Origin of the sequence: Curtobacterium sp. MCBD17_035 (genome assembly GCF_003234815.2) — a bacterium.
Lineage (GTDB): Bacteria > Actinomycetota > Actinomycetes > Actinomycetales > Microbacteriaceae > Curtobacterium.
This window is the reverse complement of sequence record NZ_CP126279.1, coordinates 1,620,123-1,638,031: the sequence shown is the minus strand read 5'-3', so window position 1 is coordinate 1,638,031 and position 17,909 is coordinate 1,620,123. Positions and strand designations below refer to the sequence as shown.

At 68.2% G+C, this 17,909-nt stretch carries 22 protein-coding genes and 4 tRNA genes; 14 read left to right on the top strand and 12 right to left on the bottom strand.

Features of this window, described 5'->3' with window-relative positions; genetic code table 11:
• Window positions 1-286 precede the first annotated feature (286 nt).
• On the bottom strand, window positions 287-865 hold the full coding sequence (locus DEI93_RS07790) for an ASCH domain-containing protein (RefSeq protein WP_181435960.1): 579 nt from the start codon (window positions 863-865) through the stop codon (window positions 287-289).
• Between the two features lie 172 nt (window positions 866-1,037).
• Between DEI93_RS07790 and DEI93_RS07785 the strand changes: the two genes are divergently transcribed.
• Window positions 1,038-1,754 (top strand): HAD family hydrolase, encoded by a 717-nt coding sequence (locus DEI93_RS07785; RefSeq protein WP_111119039.1) that lies wholly within the window; start codon window positions 1,038-1,040, stop codon window positions 1,752-1,754.
• A 42-nt stretch (window positions 1,755-1,796) separates the two neighbouring features.
• Here the strand turns inward: DEI93_RS07785 and DEI93_RS07780 are convergent, their stop codons facing one another.
• Both DEI93_RS07780 and DEI93_RS07775 read right to left on the bottom strand, forming a co-directional pair.
• A complete protein-coding gene (locus DEI93_RS07780) occupies window positions 1,797-2,105 on the bottom strand; it encodes a hypothetical protein (RefSeq protein ID WP_111119040.1) in 309 nt (102 codons plus the stop codon).
• Between the two features lie 79 nt (window positions 2,106-2,184).
• Window positions 2,185-3,228, bottom strand: a complete 1,044-nt coding sequence (locus tag DEI93_RS07775; RefSeq protein ID WP_146244332.1) for a metallophosphoesterase family protein — start codon at window positions 3,226-3,228, stop codon at window positions 2,185-2,187.
• Between the two features lie 105 nt (window positions 3,229-3,333).
• On the opposite strand from DEI93_RS07775, the gene DEI93_RS07770 reads away from it, so the two are divergent.
• The 5 genes from DEI93_RS07770 (at window position 3,334) to DEI93_RS07750 (ending at window position 7,225) form a co-directional block, all read left to right on the top strand.
• Window positions 3,334-4,581 (top strand): MFS transporter, encoded by a 1,248-nt coding sequence (locus DEI93_RS07770; RefSeq protein WP_111119042.1) that lies wholly within the window; start codon window positions 3,334-3,336, stop codon window positions 4,579-4,581.
• Between the two features lie 51 nt (window positions 4,582-4,632).
• The gene (locus tag DEI93_RS07765) at window positions 4,633-4,851 is read left to right on the top strand and encodes a hypothetical protein (RefSeq protein WP_111008873.1); all 219 of its coding nucleotides are present in this window, start codon (window positions 4,633-4,635) and stop codon (window positions 4,849-4,851) included.
• Window positions 4,852-5,232: 381 nt separating this feature from the next.
• Entirely contained in the window at window positions 5,233-6,405 is a 1,173-nt protein-coding gene (locus DEI93_RS07760; RefSeq protein WP_111119043.1) for an MFS transporter, read from the top strand.
• A 368-nt stretch (window positions 6,406-6,773) separates the two neighbouring features.
• On the top strand, window positions 6,774-6,989 hold the full coding sequence (locus DEI93_RS07755) for a hypothetical protein (RefSeq protein WP_111119044.1): 216 nt from the start codon (window positions 6,774-6,776) through the stop codon (window positions 6,987-6,989).
• Window positions 6,989-7,225 carry a hypothetical protein gene (locus tag DEI93_RS07750; protein ID WP_111119045.1) on the top strand — a complete coding sequence of 79 codons (237 nt, stop codon included), beginning with the start codon at window positions 6,989-6,991 and terminating at the stop codon, window positions 7,223-7,225. The genes DEI93_RS07755 and DEI93_RS07750 overlap by 1 nt, the downstream gene beginning before the upstream one ends.
• Before the next feature lie 149 nt (window positions 7,226-7,374).
• On the opposite strand, the gene DEI93_RS07745 is transcribed toward DEI93_RS07750, so the two are convergent.
• Both DEI93_RS07745 and DEI93_RS07740 read right to left on the bottom strand, forming a co-directional pair.
• On the bottom strand, window positions 7,375-7,812 hold the full coding sequence (locus DEI93_RS07745) for a hypothetical protein (RefSeq protein ID WP_111119046.1): 438 nt from the start codon (window positions 7,810-7,812) through the stop codon (window positions 7,375-7,377).
• A 25-nt stretch (window positions 7,813-7,837) separates the two neighbouring features.
• Complete coding sequence (locus DEI93_RS07740) at window positions 7,838-8,218, bottom strand: hypothetical protein (protein WP_146244333.1); 381 nt, start codon at window positions 8,216-8,218, stop codon at window positions 7,838-7,840.
• A 275-nt stretch (window positions 8,219-8,493) separates the two neighbouring features.
• On the opposite strand from DEI93_RS07740, the gene DEI93_RS07735 reads away from it, so the two are divergent.
• Window positions 8,494-8,730 carry a GNAT family N-acetyltransferase gene (locus tag DEI93_RS07735; protein ID WP_146244334.1) on the top strand — a complete coding sequence of 79 codons (237 nt, stop codon included), beginning with the start codon at window positions 8,494-8,496 and terminating at the stop codon, window positions 8,728-8,730.
• A gap of 32 nt (window positions 8,731-8,762) precedes the next feature.
• Here DEI93_RS07735 and DEI93_RS07730 read toward each other — a convergent pair whose 3' ends face one another.
• Both DEI93_RS07730 and DEI93_RS07725 read right to left on the bottom strand, forming a co-directional pair.
• Window positions 8,763-9,392 (bottom strand): DUF6226 family protein, encoded by a 630-nt coding sequence (locus tag DEI93_RS07730; protein ID WP_111119049.1) that lies wholly within the window; start codon window positions 9,390-9,392, stop codon window positions 8,763-8,765.
• A gap of 161 nt (window positions 9,393-9,553) precedes the next feature.
• On the bottom strand, window positions 9,554-9,916 hold the full coding sequence (locus tag DEI93_RS07725) for a hypothetical protein (RefSeq protein ID WP_111119050.1): 363 nt from the start codon (window positions 9,914-9,916) through the stop codon (window positions 9,554-9,556).
• A 662-nt stretch (window positions 9,917-10,578) separates the two neighbouring features.
• On the opposite strand from DEI93_RS07725, the gene DEI93_RS07720 reads away from it, so the two are divergent.
• From DEI93_RS07720 to DEI93_RS07710, 3 genes are all read left to right on the top strand, one after another.
• Entirely contained in the window at window positions 10,579-11,055 is a 477-nt protein-coding gene (locus DEI93_RS07720; RefSeq protein ID WP_111119051.1) for a GNAT family N-acetyltransferase, read from the top strand.
• A 379-nt stretch (window positions 11,056-11,434) separates the two neighbouring features.
• Window positions 11,435-11,698: a hypothetical protein gene (locus tag DEI93_RS07715; protein ID WP_111119052.1), complete on the top strand. Its 264-nt coding sequence runs from the start codon at window positions 11,435-11,437 to the stop codon at window positions 11,696-11,698.
• A 75-nt stretch (window positions 11,699-11,773) separates the two neighbouring features.
• Window positions 11,774-12,010 (top strand): hypothetical protein, encoded by a 237-nt coding sequence (locus DEI93_RS07710; RefSeq protein ID WP_146244335.1) that lies wholly within the window; start codon window positions 11,774-11,776, stop codon window positions 12,008-12,010.
• Between the two features lie 301 nt (window positions 12,011-12,311).
• Here the strand turns inward: DEI93_RS07710 and DEI93_RS07705 are convergent.
• The 3 genes from DEI93_RS07705 to DEI93_RS07695 form a co-directional block, all read right to left on the bottom strand.
• A tRNA-Val gene (locus DEI93_RS07705) sits at window positions 12,312-12,386 on the bottom strand.
• Between the two features lie 41 nt (window positions 12,387-12,427).
• Window positions 12,428-12,498 (bottom strand) — tRNA-Cys (locus tag DEI93_RS07700).
• 84 nt (window positions 12,499-12,582) lie between these two features.
• Window positions 12,583-12,654: transfer RNA gene (locus DEI93_RS07695), tRNA-Gly, on the bottom strand.
• A 191-nt stretch (window positions 12,655-12,845) separates the two neighbouring features.
• Here DEI93_RS07695 and DEI93_RS07690 point away from each other — a divergent pair.
• A tRNA-Val gene (locus DEI93_RS07690) sits at window positions 12,846-12,921 on the top strand.
• Between the two features lie 57 nt (window positions 12,922-12,978).
• Here the strand turns inward: DEI93_RS07690 and DEI93_RS07685 are convergent.
• Window positions 12,979-13,788: an LLM class F420-dependent oxidoreductase gene (locus tag DEI93_RS07685; RefSeq protein ID WP_111008862.1), complete on the bottom strand. Its 810-nt coding sequence runs from the start codon at window positions 13,786-13,788 to the stop codon at window positions 12,979-12,981.
• Window positions 13,789-14,208: 420 nt separating this feature from the next.
• On the opposite strand from DEI93_RS07685, the gene DEI93_RS07680 reads away from it, so the two are divergent.
• From DEI93_RS07680 to DEI93_RS07670, 3 genes are all read left to right on the top strand, one after another.
• Window positions 14,209-16,293, top strand: a complete 2,085-nt coding sequence (locus DEI93_RS07680; RefSeq protein ID WP_111119054.1) for an acyl-CoA dehydrogenase family protein — start codon at window positions 14,209-14,211, stop codon at window positions 16,291-16,293.
• 99 nt (window positions 16,294-16,392) lie between these two features.
• Window positions 16,393-17,013, top strand: coding sequence for a DNA-binding protein (locus tag DEI93_RS07675; protein ID WP_111008860.1), 621 nt, complete (start codon window positions 16,393-16,395; stop codon window positions 17,011-17,013).
• The gene (locus DEI93_RS07670; protein WP_111072123.1) at window positions 17,010-17,576 is read left to right on the top strand and encodes a hypothetical protein; all 567 of its coding nucleotides are present in this window, start codon (window positions 17,010-17,012) and stop codon (window positions 17,574-17,576) included. Before DEI93_RS07675 ends, DEI93_RS07670 begins: the two co-directional genes overlap by 4 nt.
• 22 nt (window positions 17,577-17,598) lie before the next feature.
• Here the strand turns inward: DEI93_RS07670 and DEI93_RS07665 are convergent, their stop codons facing one another.
• Complete coding sequence (locus DEI93_RS07665; RefSeq protein WP_111119055.1) at window positions 17,599-17,886, bottom strand: carbon storage regulator; 288 nt, start codon at window positions 17,884-17,886, stop codon at window positions 17,599-17,601.
• Window positions 17,887-17,909 lie beyond the last annotated feature (23 nt).

Below are 17,909 nucleotides of genomic sequence, written 5' to 3'. Positions count from 1 at the left end.
GGACGACTCGAGCGTGCAGGTGTTCAGCTGCCCGTTCGAAAGCACCCGGGTCGGGAGTGACGTTCGACGCGATCGAGCGCTCGATGGAGCGGCCGCCAAGTCCCAGGGACGGGTAAAGCGCCGGGCGCGCGGCCGAGGCCTGAGCTGGGTGCTGCCGAGCGCGACGATCCTGATAGCGCCGAAAGAGGTGCGCCTCGAGCTATGTCATGAAGCCGGTATCCCCCTCACCCATGCGTCGAGACCGCTGTCGCTTTGGTTCACCCGTTGTGGATCACCTGCCGTGCCGTCAGCGCCCCGACCGACCAGCTCGTTCTGAGACGATCAACACCGCGAACGCCACAACGATGAGCACTGCCCCGAGGATCTGCGTCGGCATTCCCGGGGGCAGGACGAAGAGTGCAACGCCGCAAGCCGCGAGCACGATCAGGAGCGTGAGAGCCCAGGGGCGGATGCGCATGCGTCTGTTTACCATCGGCAGCCCGGCACGCTCCGTCTCGCTAGTCGATCCTTCACCGGGCGGGGGTGAGCTTGAAGTGGACGATGTCGACGGTCGAGGTGTCGGTGAGGGAGGGGTAGTGGTGCCGCAAGCTCCCCGAAGGTCCTCAGCGGTGGCAGCGTTTTCAGCTCGAGCATCAGCGTCGGTGAGCTCGTCGAACGTCTTGGTTTCGATGAGTTCGACCTCAGCGGGTAGGCGCTTGTAGGTCTCGTCGAACTCGAACAGGAGCCAAGCTGGTCCGGTCGCGCCTGGTTCGTTGAGGCGCGTGGTTGCGGTCTTGCGGCCCTCGACGATCGCGTTGTAGTACCGCGGGTTGAAGCGGATGAAGCGTTCTGGGTGGGCGTCGGGAAAGTTGTACGTGTAGGGCAACAACGCCCACCCGGTGACGGTGTCGGGACCAGTCGATGTAGGGACGATGACGAGGCAGTCGGGGTGCTGATCGAGGAGGACTTGCCGGCAACTCAGCACGCCTTCATTCCCGGCCGATGAAAGGTCTGCTACTGGGAGGGCACAACTGCGTTGCCGGCCCTAGTCTGGCGACGTGCGCAATAGAACCAATCGCGTCGTGTTGTGGGACTTCGACGGCACGTTGGCGTCTCGTGAAGGTCTTTGGTCCTCCACTCTGGAAAAGGCGCTGCAGCCGATCGCTCCCGGGCTCGGACTCGCCGCAGCGGACTTCCCCGCCGAGCTCTCTGTCGGCTTCCCCTGGCACTCACCCGACATCGTGCGCGTAACGCAGTCCGCTGCCGCATGGTGGGCTGCACAGCATTCTGTGTTCCTCCGTGCGTACACGGTGGCGGGCGTGGGACGAGAAGATGCGGAACGCGCGATCGCCGAGATCCCTATTGAGTACTACCGGCCTTCGGCCTGGAATCTGGCCGAAGACGCGATACCGGCGCTCGCGCGCACGGCTGCCGTCGGGTATCGGAACGTCATCCTCAGCAACCACGCGCCCGAACTCCCGAACCTCGTCGCTGACCTCGGACTCGGCCCCTGGATCGATGCCACCGTCACGAGCGCAGCGGTGGGAGCCGAGAAGCCGAATCCGCGCATTTTTGCGCGCGCGATGGAGATTGCGGGCGCCGGGGAGGACGTATGGATGGTCGGTGACGACCGGATCGCCGACATCGCCGGCGCCGAAGCGGTTGGCCTGCGAGCGATCCAAGTAGGACCCCGCTGCACCTTGACCGATGCAGCGTGGCAGATCATCCAAAGCACTGGAGCGCCCCTACCAGGCGGGTCGGCTCCATCTCAATAGCCGATCGGTAGCCGACGTCGGCATAGCTGGAGATGCGACGCGTCAGTCCGCGGGGAACGGACAACGGGCGATCCACACGGTGAAACCAATGATGACTAGCGCCTCGAGAGCCAAGGGGAAGAAGCCCCACCGGGGCGCGAAGCCTGCTGCAAGCGATCCAAAGCCGAGGATGGCGAGTGCAACAGCACCTAGTGCGAGGAACGCGGCCGGGATCAGGCTCAACAGGGGTTGAGCGTTGAGCGCGAGCTGAGCGTCACGAACCCGTCGCTTGTCTCGCCCTCGCCAAACGATTCCTCCGACGGTGAGCACGAGGATCGCCACACTCACCAGGGGGAACAGGGCCTCGGCCATGGAGTGAGATTACGGCCACGCCAGCGTCGACGCGCGTCTCGATGGCAAGATCAGCTAGCGGGATGCTGACCGCCCCCCGCTAAGGGGTGCCCGCGCCCGGGGTCCGCTCGGCCGAGCTCGAGAAGCCAACGCGGCACCGTCGCCGTGCAGATCGATCCATCCGGCGGCAGCTCACCGTGCCGAGCTCGTACTCGCATTCACCGCAGGTCGTCCGCGTCACGTCCTCTCCGCCCGGGTGTTCGTCCCACCGATGCGTGCACGCGGGGCAGGCCGTGCCCCCGAGCCGCCTCGACACGGCGCGGTAGTTCAGAAGCGCCGGCGCACCGTCCCATGGCCACCATCGGCACCATCGGCGGAGCGCGATCGGGCTGGTTCCGACGTCGAGCGGCACTTCGCTCCGCGTCGACGTGGTCACGACGACCACACATGGGATGACGCCTCGAAGCGTCACCGCTGTTGCGATGACGTCGATGCTTTCGGGCACGAGCTCGCCGGTCCCGCCGGTGCTGTCCATGACGACGTCGGTTGTCTTGGAAACAGTCAGCAGGACCGGAAGTCGCACCGTCCCGAGGCTCGTGTCGTGTTCGTCGACCCACCCGTGCAGGAACAGTTGGCCGTCGCTCACTCGAGCGGCGGTGACGTCGAACGTCGCGTCGTCGAGAGCCGCGAGGGTACGAGCTGGCACGGCACGGTCTTCGCACCTCCGAACACCGCGACGCGCCAGGACCACTTCCTCGTCGTTGCGCGGCGTCGCATGTGAGAAGAACACCGGCCGGAACCCGTCGATGTCGACCGTGACGTTCTCAGCCATCGACTCCAGGAGGGCACGGTGCTCGGAGGCGAGCTGCGCCGCGCCCCACACTGACACGGGGTCATCGCCGAGGCCGACGTCGATCCCACGAGACATGGACAGCAGCTCCCGGTCCGCGTTCCCCCTGATCAGGACCGCCCGGTCGCCGAGTTGCATGAGGCGGTCGAGGACCTGCGCCGGCTGAGGGCCCCAGGTGTGGTCTCCCGTCACGACGATCAGCTCCGCGCGCTCCACGGCTGGCTCGCTGAGGACCCGCTCGAGCGCAGGCAGCATGCCGTGCACATCGGAGAGGACGGCGACGCTGGAAACCATGACCTCACAGTGCCACGAACGCCCGGCGAGCAATCAGCCACCCGCACAGGGACGTATGGTGCCGAGCTCCTTGCTCGTGGGTTTGCGATCTGCAAGCGTTGGCGCATGGGCGACGACGTGACCACGCTGCGTCGAGTGCCCGGGTTCCGCTCGTACTGGTCGGCCGCGACAGTCTCGTCGTTCGGATCAGCGGTGAGCGCGGTCGCCGTACCGGTTCTCGTGGTGACGGTGCTGCACGCCACTCCGTTCGAGGTGGGCCTGGTGAACGCTGCCCAATTCCTCCCGTATGCATTGTTCGGTCTGATCGTCGGCGCGTACGTCGATCGCTTCCGGCGGAAGCCACTCCTGATCTGGGCGAGTGTCGGTCGTGGCGTGTGCCTCGGTACGATTCCGGTCCTCTGGCTGACTGGACTACTGAACCTCTGCGTGACGGCGGCGGCGTTGTTCGTGTTCGGTGCCTTGTCGGTCGTGGGCTTCGCCGCCACGCAGTCTCTCCTGCCTCGGATCGTCCCTCGCCCGCTCCTCTTGGCGGCGAATGCGCGGGTGGATCAGAGTGACGCGGCAGCGCAGACGGTGGGCCCGGCTCTCGGCGGTGTCGTGGTCAGCATCGTCACCGCGCCGGTCGCGATCGCCCTCGACTCGGTGAGCTACTTCGTCGACGCTGTCCTCATCGCCCGGGTCCGCGTTGTCGAGCAGAAGCGGGCACGCCTGCCGGGTACGCGGCTGCGGCACGACATCGTTGACGGTCTGCGTTGGACGTACGGTCATGCAACGCTTGCGCCTCTGGCGCTGTCCACACACCTGTGGTTCCTCGCCAACGCCGCGGGTCTGACGGTATTCGCGACCCTCGCGCTTCGCACCCTCGCACTACCAGCCGCCGTGTACGGGGCCATCATCGCCGTCAGCGGAGTCGCGATGCTCCTCGGCGCTACCGCTGCGCCGCGCCTCGGCACCCGCTTCGGTGCCGGCCAGACGATCATCGCCGCTCGAGCCGCGTACCCGATCGCGTGGGCGGCCATCACGTTCGCAACCGTTGGCAGTGGCGCTGCAGCGCCGCTGGTGGCCGTCGTGGTCTTGTTCGTCGCGTTCGCCGTGCATGGCGCTGCGGCGGGGTGCGAGAACGCGAACGAGATGAGCCTCCGCCAGACCGTCACACCCGACGCCCTCCTCGGCCGCATGAACGGCACGATGCGCAGCGCGAACCGAACGCTCGCCGCAGTAGGAGCAGTGGGTGGCGGTGCCCTCATGACCGTCGCCGGAGATCGCTTCGCCCTGCTCGCGGTGACTCTCGTGTTCGCCGCCGCCGTAGTTGTCGCTGCGTGCTCACCCCTGCGAACCACGACCGTTCGCTAGCTGATCCGCTACCGGGCACAGGAGCAGCTAGCTCCCGGTACCGTTCACGTCGTGAAGGTCGGTCTTCCTGTCATCGCCCTCGTTGGCATCGTCGTCGGAGTGCTCGGGTCCACTTATTCGACTTATTCGACGTCGGGCCAGATGGTGCTCGGATGGATCATGATCGTTGCGGGCTTTGCTACTGCGGCTGTCGCGGTGACTGCGCGAGTACGCGAAAACCGCCAGCTGCTTCGTCGGTGGGCTGACGAGGACGAGCGCAAGCAGGACTGACCGCTCGTCTCGGCTGCCGATCGGCTACGGGACGCCATCGAGTTCTCCTTCGTGATTCCGCAGCAGGAGATGATGCTCAGGCTGCAAGAATCGCTGAGTGACCAGGGGTGGCGGAGTGGAGTTTCCGGACGTTGACGTTCGTTTTGAGGTGCAGCCGCGGCGACTTTTCGGGCCGTTCTGGCAGCTACGGGTCGTCATCGGCTACTGAGGCAGCGCGCTGCCGGTGCTACCGTCGCAACGTGCACATCGTGATGTTCAACTAACGGCCCTGCGTCTCGCCCGCGCAGGAACCTGACCCCAGGGTGTCTTTGTCGTGCCCCGGGCTTCAACCGTTAGTACCGCTTCAGCCGCACGCTGTAAGCGCATCACCAAGCGTTCTCCATGCTCACCGTGCTTCGTATTCCCGACGCGCTTCGCGCCTTCATCCCGGCACTCGTCGGTCGTTCCGCTCTCGCGATGGCGAGCCTCGGCATCGTCCTCGCCGTACAGGAAAGCACCAGCTCATTCGCTGCCGCAGGTGTCGCGGCCGCTGTCTTCGGCGTAGCCAACGTCGTTGCCGCTCCGTCGCGCGCCCGGGCAGTCGACCGATGGGGGCAACGACGTGCTCTCACGACGCTCGGCGCCAGTCAAGCCGCGGGCCTCGCCGTGCTCGCAGCATCCGTCGCCGCGCATGCACCACTTCTCATCATCCTCGCCGAAAGCGCCGTGATCGGGGTGACCGCCCCGCCGCTGGGAGCGGCGATGCGCGTCATCTGGGCGGCCCTCACCCAACCGGGCGAACAGCGGAAGCAAGCGTTCAGCGTCGACGCGGTCGCCGAGGAATTGCTCTTCGTGATCGGTCCGGTCCTGATCGCCAGCGTCATCACCGCCACAACAGCCGCGATCGGCCTGTTGCTGACTGCTGTGGTCGTTCTCGTCGGCACCCTCGGGCTCACGACGAGTACCGCGTCACGGGCGCAGTCGTCAAACAGCAGCGACACCTACCGAGCGCAGCGGCCGCTGAGACAGCCCGGATTCCCTCGCGTCCTGGTCGTGCTCGTCGGGGTCGGATGCGTGCTCGGTGTTGCCGAGATTGTTGCGCCCGCGGTCGCGGAAGAACACGGCTCCGTGGCGAGCTCGGGGTGGCTGCTCGCTGCGTTCGCCGCCGGGAGCGCGATCGGCGGTGTGCTCTACGGGCACATCCGCTGGCGGGCAACGCTCGGGACGAAGCTGCTGCTGCTTGCCGTCGGCATGGGGATCGTCGCTGTCGGCGTCTCCCAGGTCGGTGGCCTGATCTGGTTCGCAGGTGGGCTCGTGTTGCTCGGTCTGTTCCTCGCGCCGTCCCTCATCACCGGGTACCTCGTCGCTGAGGCTGTCGTGCCCGAAGCCGCCCGGACCGAGGCTTCGACCTGGGTGAACACCGCTGTCAATCTCGGAGCTGCGCTCGCCTCCGCCGCCACCGGCGCCCTCATCGATCACGCCGACGTGGCCGTCCCACTCGCCCTGGTCGGGTTGCTCACCGTTCTCGCGGCAAGCATCGCCCCGCGCAAGCAACTGCTGGGCGCTAGTGAGTGACCGAACGTCTTGACGCCCCGAACAGGATCGTCAGCCGGACGGGCGAGCTAAAGCCCGGTGGGGCCTTCGCGGATAATTCGGTCTGCAATCTGCCATGCGCTCTCCTCCGCGCCGATAGGGCGCTCCTGGACGAGCTGTCGTACATCTTCTCTGGGCCGGAGTCGCTGTTCACCGGCGAGGATGAGGTGCGAAGGTCGTGCAGAAGTGCACAGCGCATCACGTCAACCAGCGATTCGGGTCCGTCCTGGAGCTGATCGGGGCCGTGGAGCGGCTGGCCGCCGTTCCGGGCCAGACCTCAGCGTGACGATCGCCGTAGTCCTGAGTGATGATCACCTGATGGGCACTTTGCGGACCCCTACTCGTCGACGATGATTCGAGAGACGCGCTGGAACAGCTACTTCCACCTCGACGCGTTCAAGGCGTCGGCGGAGCACGTCGACGAGGGAACCCGGTACGACGCAGTCAAGGACGGCGTCGACCCGTCGTCCGTCATGGAGCTCGTGGAGCAGTGGGACGAGAAAGTCCTGAAGACGGGGATCGGCCGCGAACAGCTCGGCGGCAAGAGCGCACCGAGCGTGTCCTGATGGTCTGGGACTTCCTCCGGGGCCTCGTGAATGCGGTCCGCTCAGACGACCGTGGTGGAGACGGCAGCTACGACGCCATGCAGCTCGAGCACTTCCACTGGAAGTGCGAGTGCGGTGGCCACTCGCGAGGTGGGTGGCTATACCGGATGGGCGCTGAGCAGGGCGCGCTCATGCACCAGAACCGGAAGGGTGTCGGGCATCCGATGCCCGAGATCTACTCGACATCCACTGGTTGATCTCAGGCGGCAGCCCGGCGGTGGCCGCGGTTCCAGCTCGAGGCGCCTTCGTCCCTGCTCGCCCGCCGCCACGCGCACGCCAACCCACAGTCGTGTCCCACAGCCAAAAAAGCGGCCCCAGGCGATGCCCGGAGCCGCTTTCAGGATGACTACTTTCGGTGAGTGCGCTGTGTCAGCAGCTGCATGATGGAACCGGTGACCATGACAGCCCCGAGCATGATCGGGTAGCCACTTGCGGCACCGTATCCGAGGACTCCTGTCGGGGTAAGCGTTCCGACGTCACTGCTGTTCCAGCTCACTCGCTCCACGACGACGAAGGCGACGATGGCCAGGACAACGACGCCTGCCGCGAGTCCGATCACGGGTACCCGCCACGACACGAACACCGATGCCGCAGCGACCACCCCGACCATCAACAGGATCAGCGGGTGGACGGTGAACCAGCCGGTGAGCGGCGCAGTCGCCACGACGGAGATGACGTAGTACGCCAGGAGTCCGACCACGACGCCGGCGACGACCGCCAGGGTGACTCGGCCAGCCGACGCGTGAGCGCGACTGGTTTGCATGTGAATATCCGACGTTGCCATGATGCCTCCTTAGGAGTTAGCCGACCTAGACGCTACAGGCGAGCGTCTTGGTCGCGGATTGCGCGGTGACCGAAGAACCGATCGAGTTCAGGCCGTGCCAGCTGGTGTTCGAGCTGCCCTTGCACTTCGCGTCCGTGGCCCAGTACATCGACGAGTTCGGGTCTACGGTCACGGTCTCGAAATCGCGTGCCGTCCACCCGATGGTCGCCTTGGTCTCGAGCAGCCCGTTCACGGAAGTGCCACCGGCGCACCCAGCACTCAGGTGGTGGTCGTGGTACGACCAGGCGTACCCAGACTCCTTGTACGGGGTCTGGGCGCTCGAGGTCGAAGTGCAGGAAGCAGTGATGGCGGTGTGGGTCACGACGCCGTCGGCGTAGTTCACCAGCACGGTCTCACCCGGCTTCATCGTCACCCCCGCCGGAAGCGGGATGTCCGCCGTCGACCGCACTGCGCCGACACTCGCTTCCCTCAGTCCGTTGAGCTGTGCTCAGAGACTGGATGCGTGCGTGGAGCGTTCGGATCGCGGTACTGTCGACGGGCATCGCTTCGGACGTACGATCGACCACACGCGCCACTCCGTCTGCGGTCCCAGTGGCGGCGGCCGTGGCCGCCGATGCCGGAGCTGCTGCTCCGACCGTTATTCCTGCGATGATGATGGCCCCACCCAGGCCCAATACTTTCGTGGACATCGACGGAGTGGAGGCTGAGACGCACTTCACCGTTGTCCACCGAGCCTGGCGTGGTCGGGGTTTGGGTATCGCCGTGAAGGCGGCTTCTGTGCTGACGCTCGCGGCAGAGGGCGTTACGCGATTTCGCACAGGTGGTTCCGTGGACAATGTCGCGATCCTCCGCGCGAACGATGCGCTGGGCTACGTCCGCGACGAGGAGTGGGTGACGCTCGCTCAGAACGTTCGGTAGCCGATCGGCTGCCGAGACGCCGATCACGCTGCCTACTGGTCCGCTGCAGAGAGCCAAGCCCGACCGATCAAGGCACGAATGCCGACTGGGTCACCACGCCGGACCGAAGCGGCGATCGCTGCAGCGTTGATGCCGCCGGTGTACTGAGAACGCTCATGAGTGTCGATGAGCGTCCAACCGTCGCCTTCGGCGTAGAGGATCTCGCCAGAGACCACGTCGACGAACGCCTGGTCGACCACGTCGAGGAGATCGGCCGAGCCGGAGTCGCATGCGTCGCACCCACAGTCGGGCTCCATGGCCACCATCACGGGTGGGATTCCGATCCCGATGCCGATCACCGTGTCGGACACTGACTCCATCGACCCGTGCACCACGAGGAGTTCCAACGCGTCGGCGACGCGTGGGCGGAGGCGAATCGCGAAGACGCCCCTCGGGCCGTACGGCCAATCGGGAAGCCGTGCCTGCTCAGCGGCGGCGAGGCCCAGGTCCACGAGGGCTCGCTCCCACGCACTCGCCCTGGCTCCCACGATCCGGTAGCGGTCCGGATCGGTGACCCGCGAGTACTCGGCATCCTCGACCTCGCGGTCAACATGGGGGTCGGTCCACGACGCACTGCCGCGGTAAGACGCCTCAACTCTCTTGAGAACGTCGGCAAGGTCCATGCTTCGATCCTAGGGAAGTGGCAGCATCTCCGACCACCGTCGAGCAGACGTGCTGGCTGACGCGTTTTACGGAGTAGGCCGCGTCGACGAGCGGCGTCCGATGGCCGATGGCTTACCGGAACTCGCGCCTTCCTGCGGCTGTCCAGACGAAAGGTCGGCGCTTACGGCTGTGCGCTTCGGGAGGACGGGACCGTGCCGTCGAACCATCGAAGCTTGTACCGGGCGGTCCATTGGTCGAACCGTGACAGTTGGAGGAGGTAGTCGTCCGAGGGAAGCACGTTCCGGGTCTCACCGGTGCCACGGGTGAGCACTGCGCTGGCCTGTTTCCGCGCCTGCGACATGGACCTCTGCTGCCGGATGGTCAGCTCGGTCTCGCAGGCGAGCACCAGGATCATGCTTCCGAACAGGAGCACGTTCGGAAGCGTCCGTTCCCCGGTCGAGCGGAAGCCTTGCGAGCCGAACACGATGATCAGGCCCGCGACGTAGACGATGAGGACACCGCGCGCGGAACGTTGCGCCCGCACGGCCGTGCGTCGTGTCCGCGTCGCTTCCGGCCCGATCCGACGCGACCACTCGGAATCCCTGTCACCTGCCCGATCGCTGCGCTTACTCGGTCGGTTCACCGTGCCTGCCGTCGGCGGGCCGCGCGATCGTTCCGCCGACGCTCCCGGTTCAGGTAATACAGCGTCGAGTACTTCGCGGCGCGACGAACGGATCCATAACCGGTGAGCATCGCCCCGCCGCTCACCGGAATCGCTGCACCGGTGACGGTGTCAACGACCCGTAGCTGCCAGAACGGCCCGAAAAGTCGCCGCGGCTGCACCTCAAAACGAACGTCTACGTCCGGAAACTCTGCCCCGCCACCCCTGGTCACTCAGCGATTCTTGCAGCCTGAGCACCTTCTCCTGCTGCGGAATCACAAAGGAGAACTCGATGGCGTGCGGTCGCCGATTCCCTCCTGGTCAACGCTTCCAGAGGTGGACGACCACCGCCCGATAGCCGATGTGTGGCCGGAGCACGCGAGGACGCACCTCTTCCCCGGCTGAGACCCCCTGGATACCGTGGTCACATGGACTGCTTCGCGAGCTGGCGCACGCGCGACTGAAGGGACGGCTGTGGCCGTCGCTCTCCTCCACCCCAACCCCGGGCGTGGAGCCTTCAGACTGCTCACGAAAGAAGCACAACCATGCACATCCGCGACTGCACACCGCTCGACCTGCCCGCGCTCACCGCACTCACGATCGAGGCCTTCCGGCCTCTCCTCGCCGGCTCCCTCGTGCAGCTACGGGCCGAGGTCACCGCACACGACCACGGGCACTGGGAGGACGACTACCGCCACGAAGTCCCCTCCCTGCTCGCTCCCGAGGAGGGCCGCTTCATCACACTGGCGGAAGAACGCGGCAAACCGCTCGGCTACGTCGGCTGGAACACCACGGGTGAGACCTCCGGCCGACTGGAGATGGTTGCCGTCCACTCTGATGCTCGACGGCGTGGAGTCGCGCGAGCGCTCTGCTCCGCGGCACTGACAAGGCTCGGAGAGCTTGGGGTCACCGTGGTGCACATCGGAACGGGCGGCGACGAGTTCCACGCCCCGGCACGAGCCCTCTACGAATCCCTCGGCTTCATCCCGTACCCAACCGTCGACTACGCCCGGACGCTCTGATCGGAGCGGGGAGGGCCGCGATCGGCTGCCCTCCCGGCTCGATTAGGTCGTTCCCGATGGCGTCTTGAGAGCCGATCGCGCACCTGAACGCGTCGTAGTCTGAATCGATCCGCTGCCGAAAGGACGCAACGATGCGACCACTACTCCTCTCGGGCGGCCCGGCAGTCGGTAAGACGCCTGCGCTCGGGCTCTCGCCGCCGCTCAGGAGCGAGCCGCCTACATCGATGGTGACGACATCCGTCAACTCATCGTCGCCGGGGCCTCCACGCTGTGGTCCGGCCCGGACGGAAGGGCGCAGCACACGCTCGCGGCCCGCAACACTGCGAACCTCGCGCGAAACCTCAGCGACGCCGGCTTTGTTGTCACAGCCTCGGACGTCGTGACCTCCGAGGTCCTACCCGTGTACCGCTCGCAGCTACCCGAGTGCTTCATCGTGCACCTCGCTATCACCCTCGACGAGGCCCGCACACGAGCAACCACCCGTCCGGTCTACATCACGGAAGAAGAATTCGAGCTACTGCACCGAATCAGTGCCACTCCGCCAGCGGTAGACCTCATCCTCGACGTCACAGGTATGACAGTGAACGACCAGATCGAGTGCATCGGCAACGCTTGGGTAGAGGCAGAGTCGGCCGTCCGGTAGCCGATCGTCAACCGGACCTCGACGGACCCGGCTGTCTTCGTGCGCCCGCAGAGCATGTCCGATGTACTCGACGGGATGGAGCGAAGCGGCCTCGTCCACAGGGTCGGTGTCCGCGCACGCGGCCGGAGGAACCCGGCGGCGATCACGCCGGCCGGGCAGGCCGCGCTCGATGCGGCACAGACTGTGGCCCTGGCGACGAACGACCTCAGCGCCTTCGGGTTGGACGCCTCGCAGAGTGCTCAGCTGAACGCGTTGCTGCTCACCGTGATCGACGGTGCTCAAGCTGCACCCGTCGTCGACGACTCGTTGTGACCAGTGCCCGATGCATGGTCCCCCGCCGAACGACGGAGCACGACCGGACGATGCCCCGGACGCCGTGTCTCACAGAGCCCGTCCGGTGTCAGTCTCGATGCGGGCACGTCATTCGAACGTCGGCATCCGCCGGGGCGGATCGGCGAGGCGGAGGCACGTCTGCGTGAACCGCAGAATCCCTCTCGTCACCTTGCCGGCGACGTCAGCAGCAGGGGGTGCCAAACGGTGCCTCGGGATGAAGCGAGAAGCACGACCACACCGCGAAACGAAGAGGGCCCCCGGAGAACCGGGGGCTGCTACGTGGTGGGCGATACTGGGATCGAACCAGTGACCTCTTCCGTGTCAGGGAAGCGCGCTACCGCTGCGCCAATCGCCCAGAGTTGAACTCCTACCGCCCTTGCGAACGATACGAATTCGAGGTGGGGACGGGATTCGAACCCGCGTATACGGCTTTGCAGGCCGCTGCCTCGCCTCTCGGCCACCCCACCGTGCTGAGGTTCACGTCTCCGTGAGCACCGGATCGGTGGGGATCCTCTCTGGTGAGCCTTCAGGATCCGGGGATCCTGCACTCGAGCGGATGACGAGATTCGAACTCGCGACCCTCACCTTGGCAAGGTGATGCGCTACCACTGCGCCACATCCGCATCGCCGCCACTGGACGGTCCGTTTCCGGCCCGCCGCTCGCTGCGACTCCGTTACTCTATCCGACCTCCCGCCCGGATCGCAAAACGAGCCAGGCCGGGCGTGTCAGCGAGCTGACGACGCGCGGGGACGTCGCCGAATAGGACGACGGCGCTGCTTCCAGTAGTATCGATGGGCGCGGGCAGCCGCGCAGGGGCGATTGGCGCAGTTGGTAGCGCGCTTCGTTCACACCGAAGAGGTCATCAGTTCGAGTCTGGTATCGCCCACCACCACGAAGGCCCCGGGGAGTCCCCGGGGCCTTCGTCGTTCCGCAGGGTGGCCTCGTCTCAGCCGCTGACGCCGTCCCGCCAGGCGAGCAGCGCCTTGACCGGCGCCAGGTCGATGTCCGGCCCGCTCACCCCGATGGTGAACAGCCGTGCCCCGAGGGCGTGCTGGGCGTCGAGGGCGGAACCCTGCTCGGCGGTCAGCGTGCCGGAGACGTCGACGCCCGTCGAGATCTCGATCGCGTCGGTGGGCCGGCCGACGCGCTCGCACCACTCGTGCAGCACGCCGAGCTTGCGCTCGAGCGTCTCGACGTCCGAGAAGCTGTGCCAGATGTCGGCGTGCTCCGCGACGATGCGCAGCGTCTTCTTCTCGCCGCCACCGCCGATGAGCACGGGGATCTTCCGGGTCGGCGCGGGGTTGAGCGCCGCCCAACGGGCTTCGATCCGGGGCATCGCGGCATCGAGCGCGTCGAGCCGGCTCCCGGCCGTGCCGAAGTCGTACCCGTACTCGGCGTAGTCGCGTTCGAACCACCCGGACCCGATGCCGAACACGAGCCGCCCGGCGCCGTCCTTCGCGCTGATGTGGTCGACGGTGCGGGCCATGTCGGCGAGCAGGTCCGGGTTCCGGTAGGTGTTGCACGTCACGAGCGGGCCGAACTCGATCCGGGTCGTCTGCTCGGCCCAGGCGGCCAGCATGGTCCAGCCCTCGAAGTGCGTTCCGTCGGGGTCGCCGGACAGCGGGAAGAAGTGGTCCCAGTTGAAGGCGATGTCCACCCCGAGGTCCTCGAGCTCGGCGAGGGTGTCGCGGATGGTGGCGTAGGGCGAGTGCTGCGGGGCGATCTGGACGCCGACGCGGACGGTGGAGGCGGGCACGCGGTTGCTCCTTCGAGGGAGTGCTGGACGGGACTCCTCGCCACGCTAGCCCGGACGGCGACGGGACGGCGCGCCGATGGTGGCACGGCGTCCCGTCGGGTCAGCTGCGGCCTTCGGTGCCGCCCTTGAGCATGGCGCCGAACGCCGCGCACACGCCGACGCCGCCGAGCACGCCGATGCCGATGATGACGACTGCGATGACAGTGAGCATGGGGGTCCTCCAGATCCGAACGGTGCGTCCGCAACGCTACCCGGTCGGGAGGGACGGCTCCCCCATCCGGACGGGCTGCATCCTGTGGACCCGCACCGGAGGCCGCTTGGAGGAAACCTCCACAGGGGCGTCGACTCCCCCGGGTCGGCCTTGTCGGGCGACCACGCGGCTGCTGGCGAGCACGCGGAGGCGGGCATAGCCTCCCGTCCATGGTCGACATCGCCGTCCCTGACGTCCCCATCGCACCCACACCGGACGCGTCCGGTGGCTCGTCACCCCACGCGGCCGACCGGCGGTCCCGTCCGCGCATCGACGTCCCCGGGGTCGCCGAGATGCTGCTCGGACGCTGGGCGGAGGACCGCCGGATCTCGCGCGCGCTGGTGCTCGACCCGGCGACGCACCGCCTCGAGGGTGCTTCGGTCGACGACCACCGCGAGCGGGCCCTCGCACAGTGCCGGCTGCTCGTCGAACAGGGCGCGATCCAGCGTCCGTTCCCGCGGTCGTTCGGCGGTCAGGAGAACCACGGCGGCAACGTCGCGGCCTTCGAGGAGCTCACCACGGCGGACCCGTCGCTGCAGATCAAGGCGGGCGTGCAGTGGGGCCTGTTCGGCTCGGCGGTGCTGCACCTCGGCACGGAGCACAACCACGAGGAGTTCCTGCCCGACATCCTCGACTTCACGGTGCCCGGCTGCTTCGCGATGACCGAGACGGGGCACGGCTCCGACGTCCAGAGCATCGCCACGACCGCGACGTACGACCCGGCGACCGAGGAGTTCGAGATCCACACGCCGTTCCGGGGTGCGTGGAAGGACTACATCGGGAACGCGGCGGTGCACGGGGTCGCCGCGGTGGTGTTCGCGCAGCTCGTCACGGGCGGGGTCGGGCACGGCGTGCACGCCTTCTACGTGCCGCTCCGCGACGCGACCGGCGCGTTCCTGCCCGGGATCGGTGGCGAGGACGACGGCGTCAAGGGCGGCCTCAACGGGGTGGACAACGGCCGGCTGCACTTCGACCACGTCCGGGTCCCGCGGACCAACCTGCTCGACCGGTACGGCGCGGTCGCGCCGGACGGCACGTACTCGTCGCCCATCGCGTCCCCCGGCCGCCGGTTCTTCACCATGCTCGGCACCCTGGTGCAGGGCCGTGTGTCGCTCGACGGCGCCGCGGTCGTCGCACAGAAGCTCGCGCTGCAGATCGCGGTCACGTACGCGTCCGAGCGTCGGCAGTTCCCGACCGCCGAGGGCGAGGAGGGCGTGCTCCTCGACTACGGGCAGCACCAGCGCCGGCTCATCCCCCGGATCGCCCGCGTGTTCGCGCAGTCGTTCGCCCACGAGCGGCTCCTCCGCACCTTCGACGACGTGTTCAGCGGTCGCGCCGACACGCCGGAGCGGCGCGAGGACCTCGAGACGCAGGCCGCGGCGTTCAAACCGCTGTCCACGTGGGCCGCGCTCGACACGCTGCAGGAGGCCCGCGAAGCGTGCGGCGGGGCCGGGTTCCTCGCCGAGAACCGGCTCACCGGCCTCCGGGCCGACCTCGACGTGTACGTGACGTTCGAGGGCGACAACACCGTGCTCCTCCAGCTGGTGGGCAAGCGCCTGCTCGGTGACTTCGCCGCCGCGGCACCACGGGACCCGGCCGGGGCAGCCCGCTTCGTGGCCGCTCGGGTCGCCGGCCGGGTCGCCGACGTGACGCGGGTCCGTGCGGTCGGGCAGACCGTGCTCGACCGCGGTTCCGTCCGCCGCGCGTCGCAGGACCTCCGGGACCCGGTCACGCAGCGCCGACTCCTCGCCGACCGCGTCGACACGATGGTGGCCGGCATCGGCATGCGTCTCCGCAGCGCGGGGAAGGACCGCGTCCGCCAGGCGCGCCTCCTCAACGAGCAGCAGCACGAGCTCATCGAGGCCGCTCGTGCCCACGCGGAGCTCATGCAGTGGGACGCCTTCACGGCGGCGCTCGCCGACGCCCCCGACGACGACTCGCGGACGGTGCTGACGTGGCTCCGCGACTGCTTCGGACTCGGGCTCGTCGAGGAGCACCTCGCCTGGCACCTCATGCACGGGCGTCTGTCCGCGCAGCGGGGCGCTGCCGTCTCGGCCACCAAGGACCGGCTCGTGGGTCGACTCCGGCCGCTGGCGACGGACCTCGTGGCGACGTTCGGGTACGAGCCCGGCCACGTCCGCGCGCCGATCGCCTCGGGGGCGGAGGCGCGACGGCAGGACGAGGCCCGCGCGTGGTACGCCGCCGAGCGGGCCGCCGGACGGACTCCCGGCGCGGAGCCCCGCCCGCGACGATGAGCAGAACGATCAACCCTGGCGCGTTGATCCGGGAGCAATCAACCTCCCAGGGTTGATCGGCACCAGATCAACCTCGTAGGGTTGACGCGGAGGTCGAGCATGTACGTCATCACCGCAGACCAGATCGACAGTCGACACGGAGCCGACCTCGTCGAGGCCGCGCTCGCCGCGATCAGGGCGGCCGTGGGGCCCCGGTTGCTCCTCCCCGCGGACCGGACCGCGGGCGACGAACTCCAGATCGCCACCGCCGACGCGGGCGCCGCACTCGACGTCGTCTTCCGGCTCGCCCGCGCGGGTGACTGGAGCATCGGGTGCGGCATCGGCGACGTCCAGACGCCGTTGCCCACGGCGACCCGTGCGGCATCCGGGACCGCGTTCTACCGTGCGCGCGAAGCCGTCGAGCGCGCCAAGGACCGGCCCGACCACGTCGCGGTCGCCGTCGAGCCGGGCCGGCACCGCACCGCCGATGACGTCGAACCCCTCGTCACGCAGGCAATCCGGCTCCGCGCGCGCCGGTCCCCCGAGGGCTGGGAGCTGGCCGACCTGCTCGACCAGGGCATGAGCCAGCGTGAGGCCGCCCGGCACCTGGGGATCAGCCCGCAGGCGGCGAGCAAGCGCGCGGCCGCCGCCGGGCTCCGTGAGGACGATGCCGTGCGGGCGGCGCTGGTCCGGCTGCTCGAGGACGCGGACCGCCCGGAACCGGACGGAGCGCCGGCATGACCGCGGCGCAGGTCCTCGTCTGGATCGTCGGCCCCGTGGTCCTGCTCGTCTGCTGCGTGCTCGCACTCACCTCGGGCCGGGAACCCCGCACGGCGGCCGGCCTCGCCGGGGTCGTGCCCCTCGCCGCCGGCGGACTCGCGCTCGCGTTCCACGTCGGCGTCCCCGCCCCCGACCCGGCACTCGCGAGCGTCATGACCGTGCTCATGAGCGTGCTCGGCGTCGTCGGCGGCGGACCCGCCACCGCCGTCGTGCTCCGCCTGGCGACGCACCGCGACGCGACGCCCGGGCGCAACGGGGGCATCCTCATCCTCGACCAGCGCGGGGACGGGCAGCGACACGAGGTCCTCCGCGGTGGCGCGGCGATCGGTCACCTCGAACGCATTGCGGTGGTCGCGGCGATCCTCGTCGGTCGACTCGAGATCGTCGCCGCGGTGATCGCGATCAAGGGCCTCGGCCGGTTCTCGGAGCTCGACAGCGCGGAGGCCCGGGAACGGTTCATCATCGGCACGCTCGCGAGCATGCTGTGGGCCGGGGCGTTCGCAGCGCTGGTCGCGCTCGCCTGACGCGATCAGCCGGGGGGCAGCCTCAGCGAGACTCCTCGGCGTCGCCGCGACGGTCCCCACCCGGGGCGCCGCCGCCCCCGCCCAGGGCACCGAGCGCCGCGCGCAGCCGCGCTTCGGCATCGCTGGAGGACCGGCTCGCCTCGACGTTCGCCTCGGTGACGGCGGCGACGACCTCTTCACGCTGGATCTTGACGCCGCGCGGGGCGTCGATGCCGATGCGGACGCCGTCGCCGCGGGAGTCGAGGACGGTGATGACGATGTCCTCACCGACGAGGATCCGCTCGCCGATCTTGCGTGTGAGCACCAGCATCCCGACAGCCTATCGGCGGACGG

Coding starts and splice junctions, on each gene's coding strand:
- DEI93_RS07780 (WP_111119040.1), bottom strand. CDS start 2,105: ATGGCCGAGGCCCTGTTCCCCCTGGTGAGTGTGGCGATCCTCGTGCTC.
- DEI93_RS07775 (WP_146244332.1), bottom strand. CDS start 3,228: ATGGTTTCCAGCGTCGCCGTCCTCTCCGATGTGCACGGCATGCTGCCT.
- DEI93_RS07770 (WP_111119042.1), top strand. CDS start 3,334: ATGGGCGACGACGTGACCACGCTGCGTCGAGTGCCCGGGTTCCGCTCG.
- DEI93_RS07760 (WP_111119043.1), top strand. CDS start 5,233: ATGCTCACCGTGCTTCGTATTCCCGACGCGCTTCGCGCCTTCATCCCG.
- DEI93_RS07755 (WP_111119044.1), top strand. CDS start 6,774: ATGATTCGAGAGACGCGCTGGAACAGCTACTTCCACCTCGACGCGTTC.
- DEI93_RS07750 (WP_111119045.1), top strand. CDS start 6,989: ATGGTCTGGGACTTCCTCCGGGGCCTCGTGAATGCGGTCCGCTCAGAC.
- DEI93_RS07745 (WP_111119046.1), bottom strand. CDS start 7,812: ATGGCAACGTCGGATATTCACATGCAAACCAGTCGCGCTCACGCGTCG.
- DEI93_RS07740 (WP_146244333.1), bottom strand. CDS start 8,218: ATGAAGCCGGGTGAGACCGTGCTGGTGAACTACGCCGACGGCGTCGTG.
- DEI93_RS07730 (WP_111119049.1), bottom strand. CDS start 9,392: ATGGACCTTGCCGACGTTCTCAAGAGAGTTGAGGCGTCTTACCGCGGC.
- DEI93_RS07720 (WP_111119051.1), top strand. CDS start 10,579: ATGCACATCCGCGACTGCACACCGCTCGACCTGCCCGCGCTCACCGCA.
- DEI93_RS07710 (WP_146244335.1), top strand. CDS start 11,774: ATGGAGCGAAGCGGCCTCGTCCACAGGGTCGGTGTCCGCGCACGCGGC.
- DEI93_RS07680 (WP_111119054.1), top strand. CDS start 14,209: ATGGTCGACATCGCCGTCCCTGACGTCCCCATCGCACCCACACCGGAC.
- DEI93_RS07675 (WP_111008860.1), top strand. CDS start 16,393: ATGTACGTCATCACCGCAGACCAGATCGACAGTCGACACGGAGCCGAC.
- DEI93_RS07670 (WP_111072123.1), top strand. CDS start 17,010: ATGACCGCGGCGCAGGTCCTCGTCTGGATCGTCGGCCCCGTGGTCCTG.
- DEI93_RS07665 (WP_111119055.1), bottom strand. CDS start 17,886: ATGCTGGTGCTCACACGCAAGATCGGCGAGCGGATCCTCGTCGGTGAG.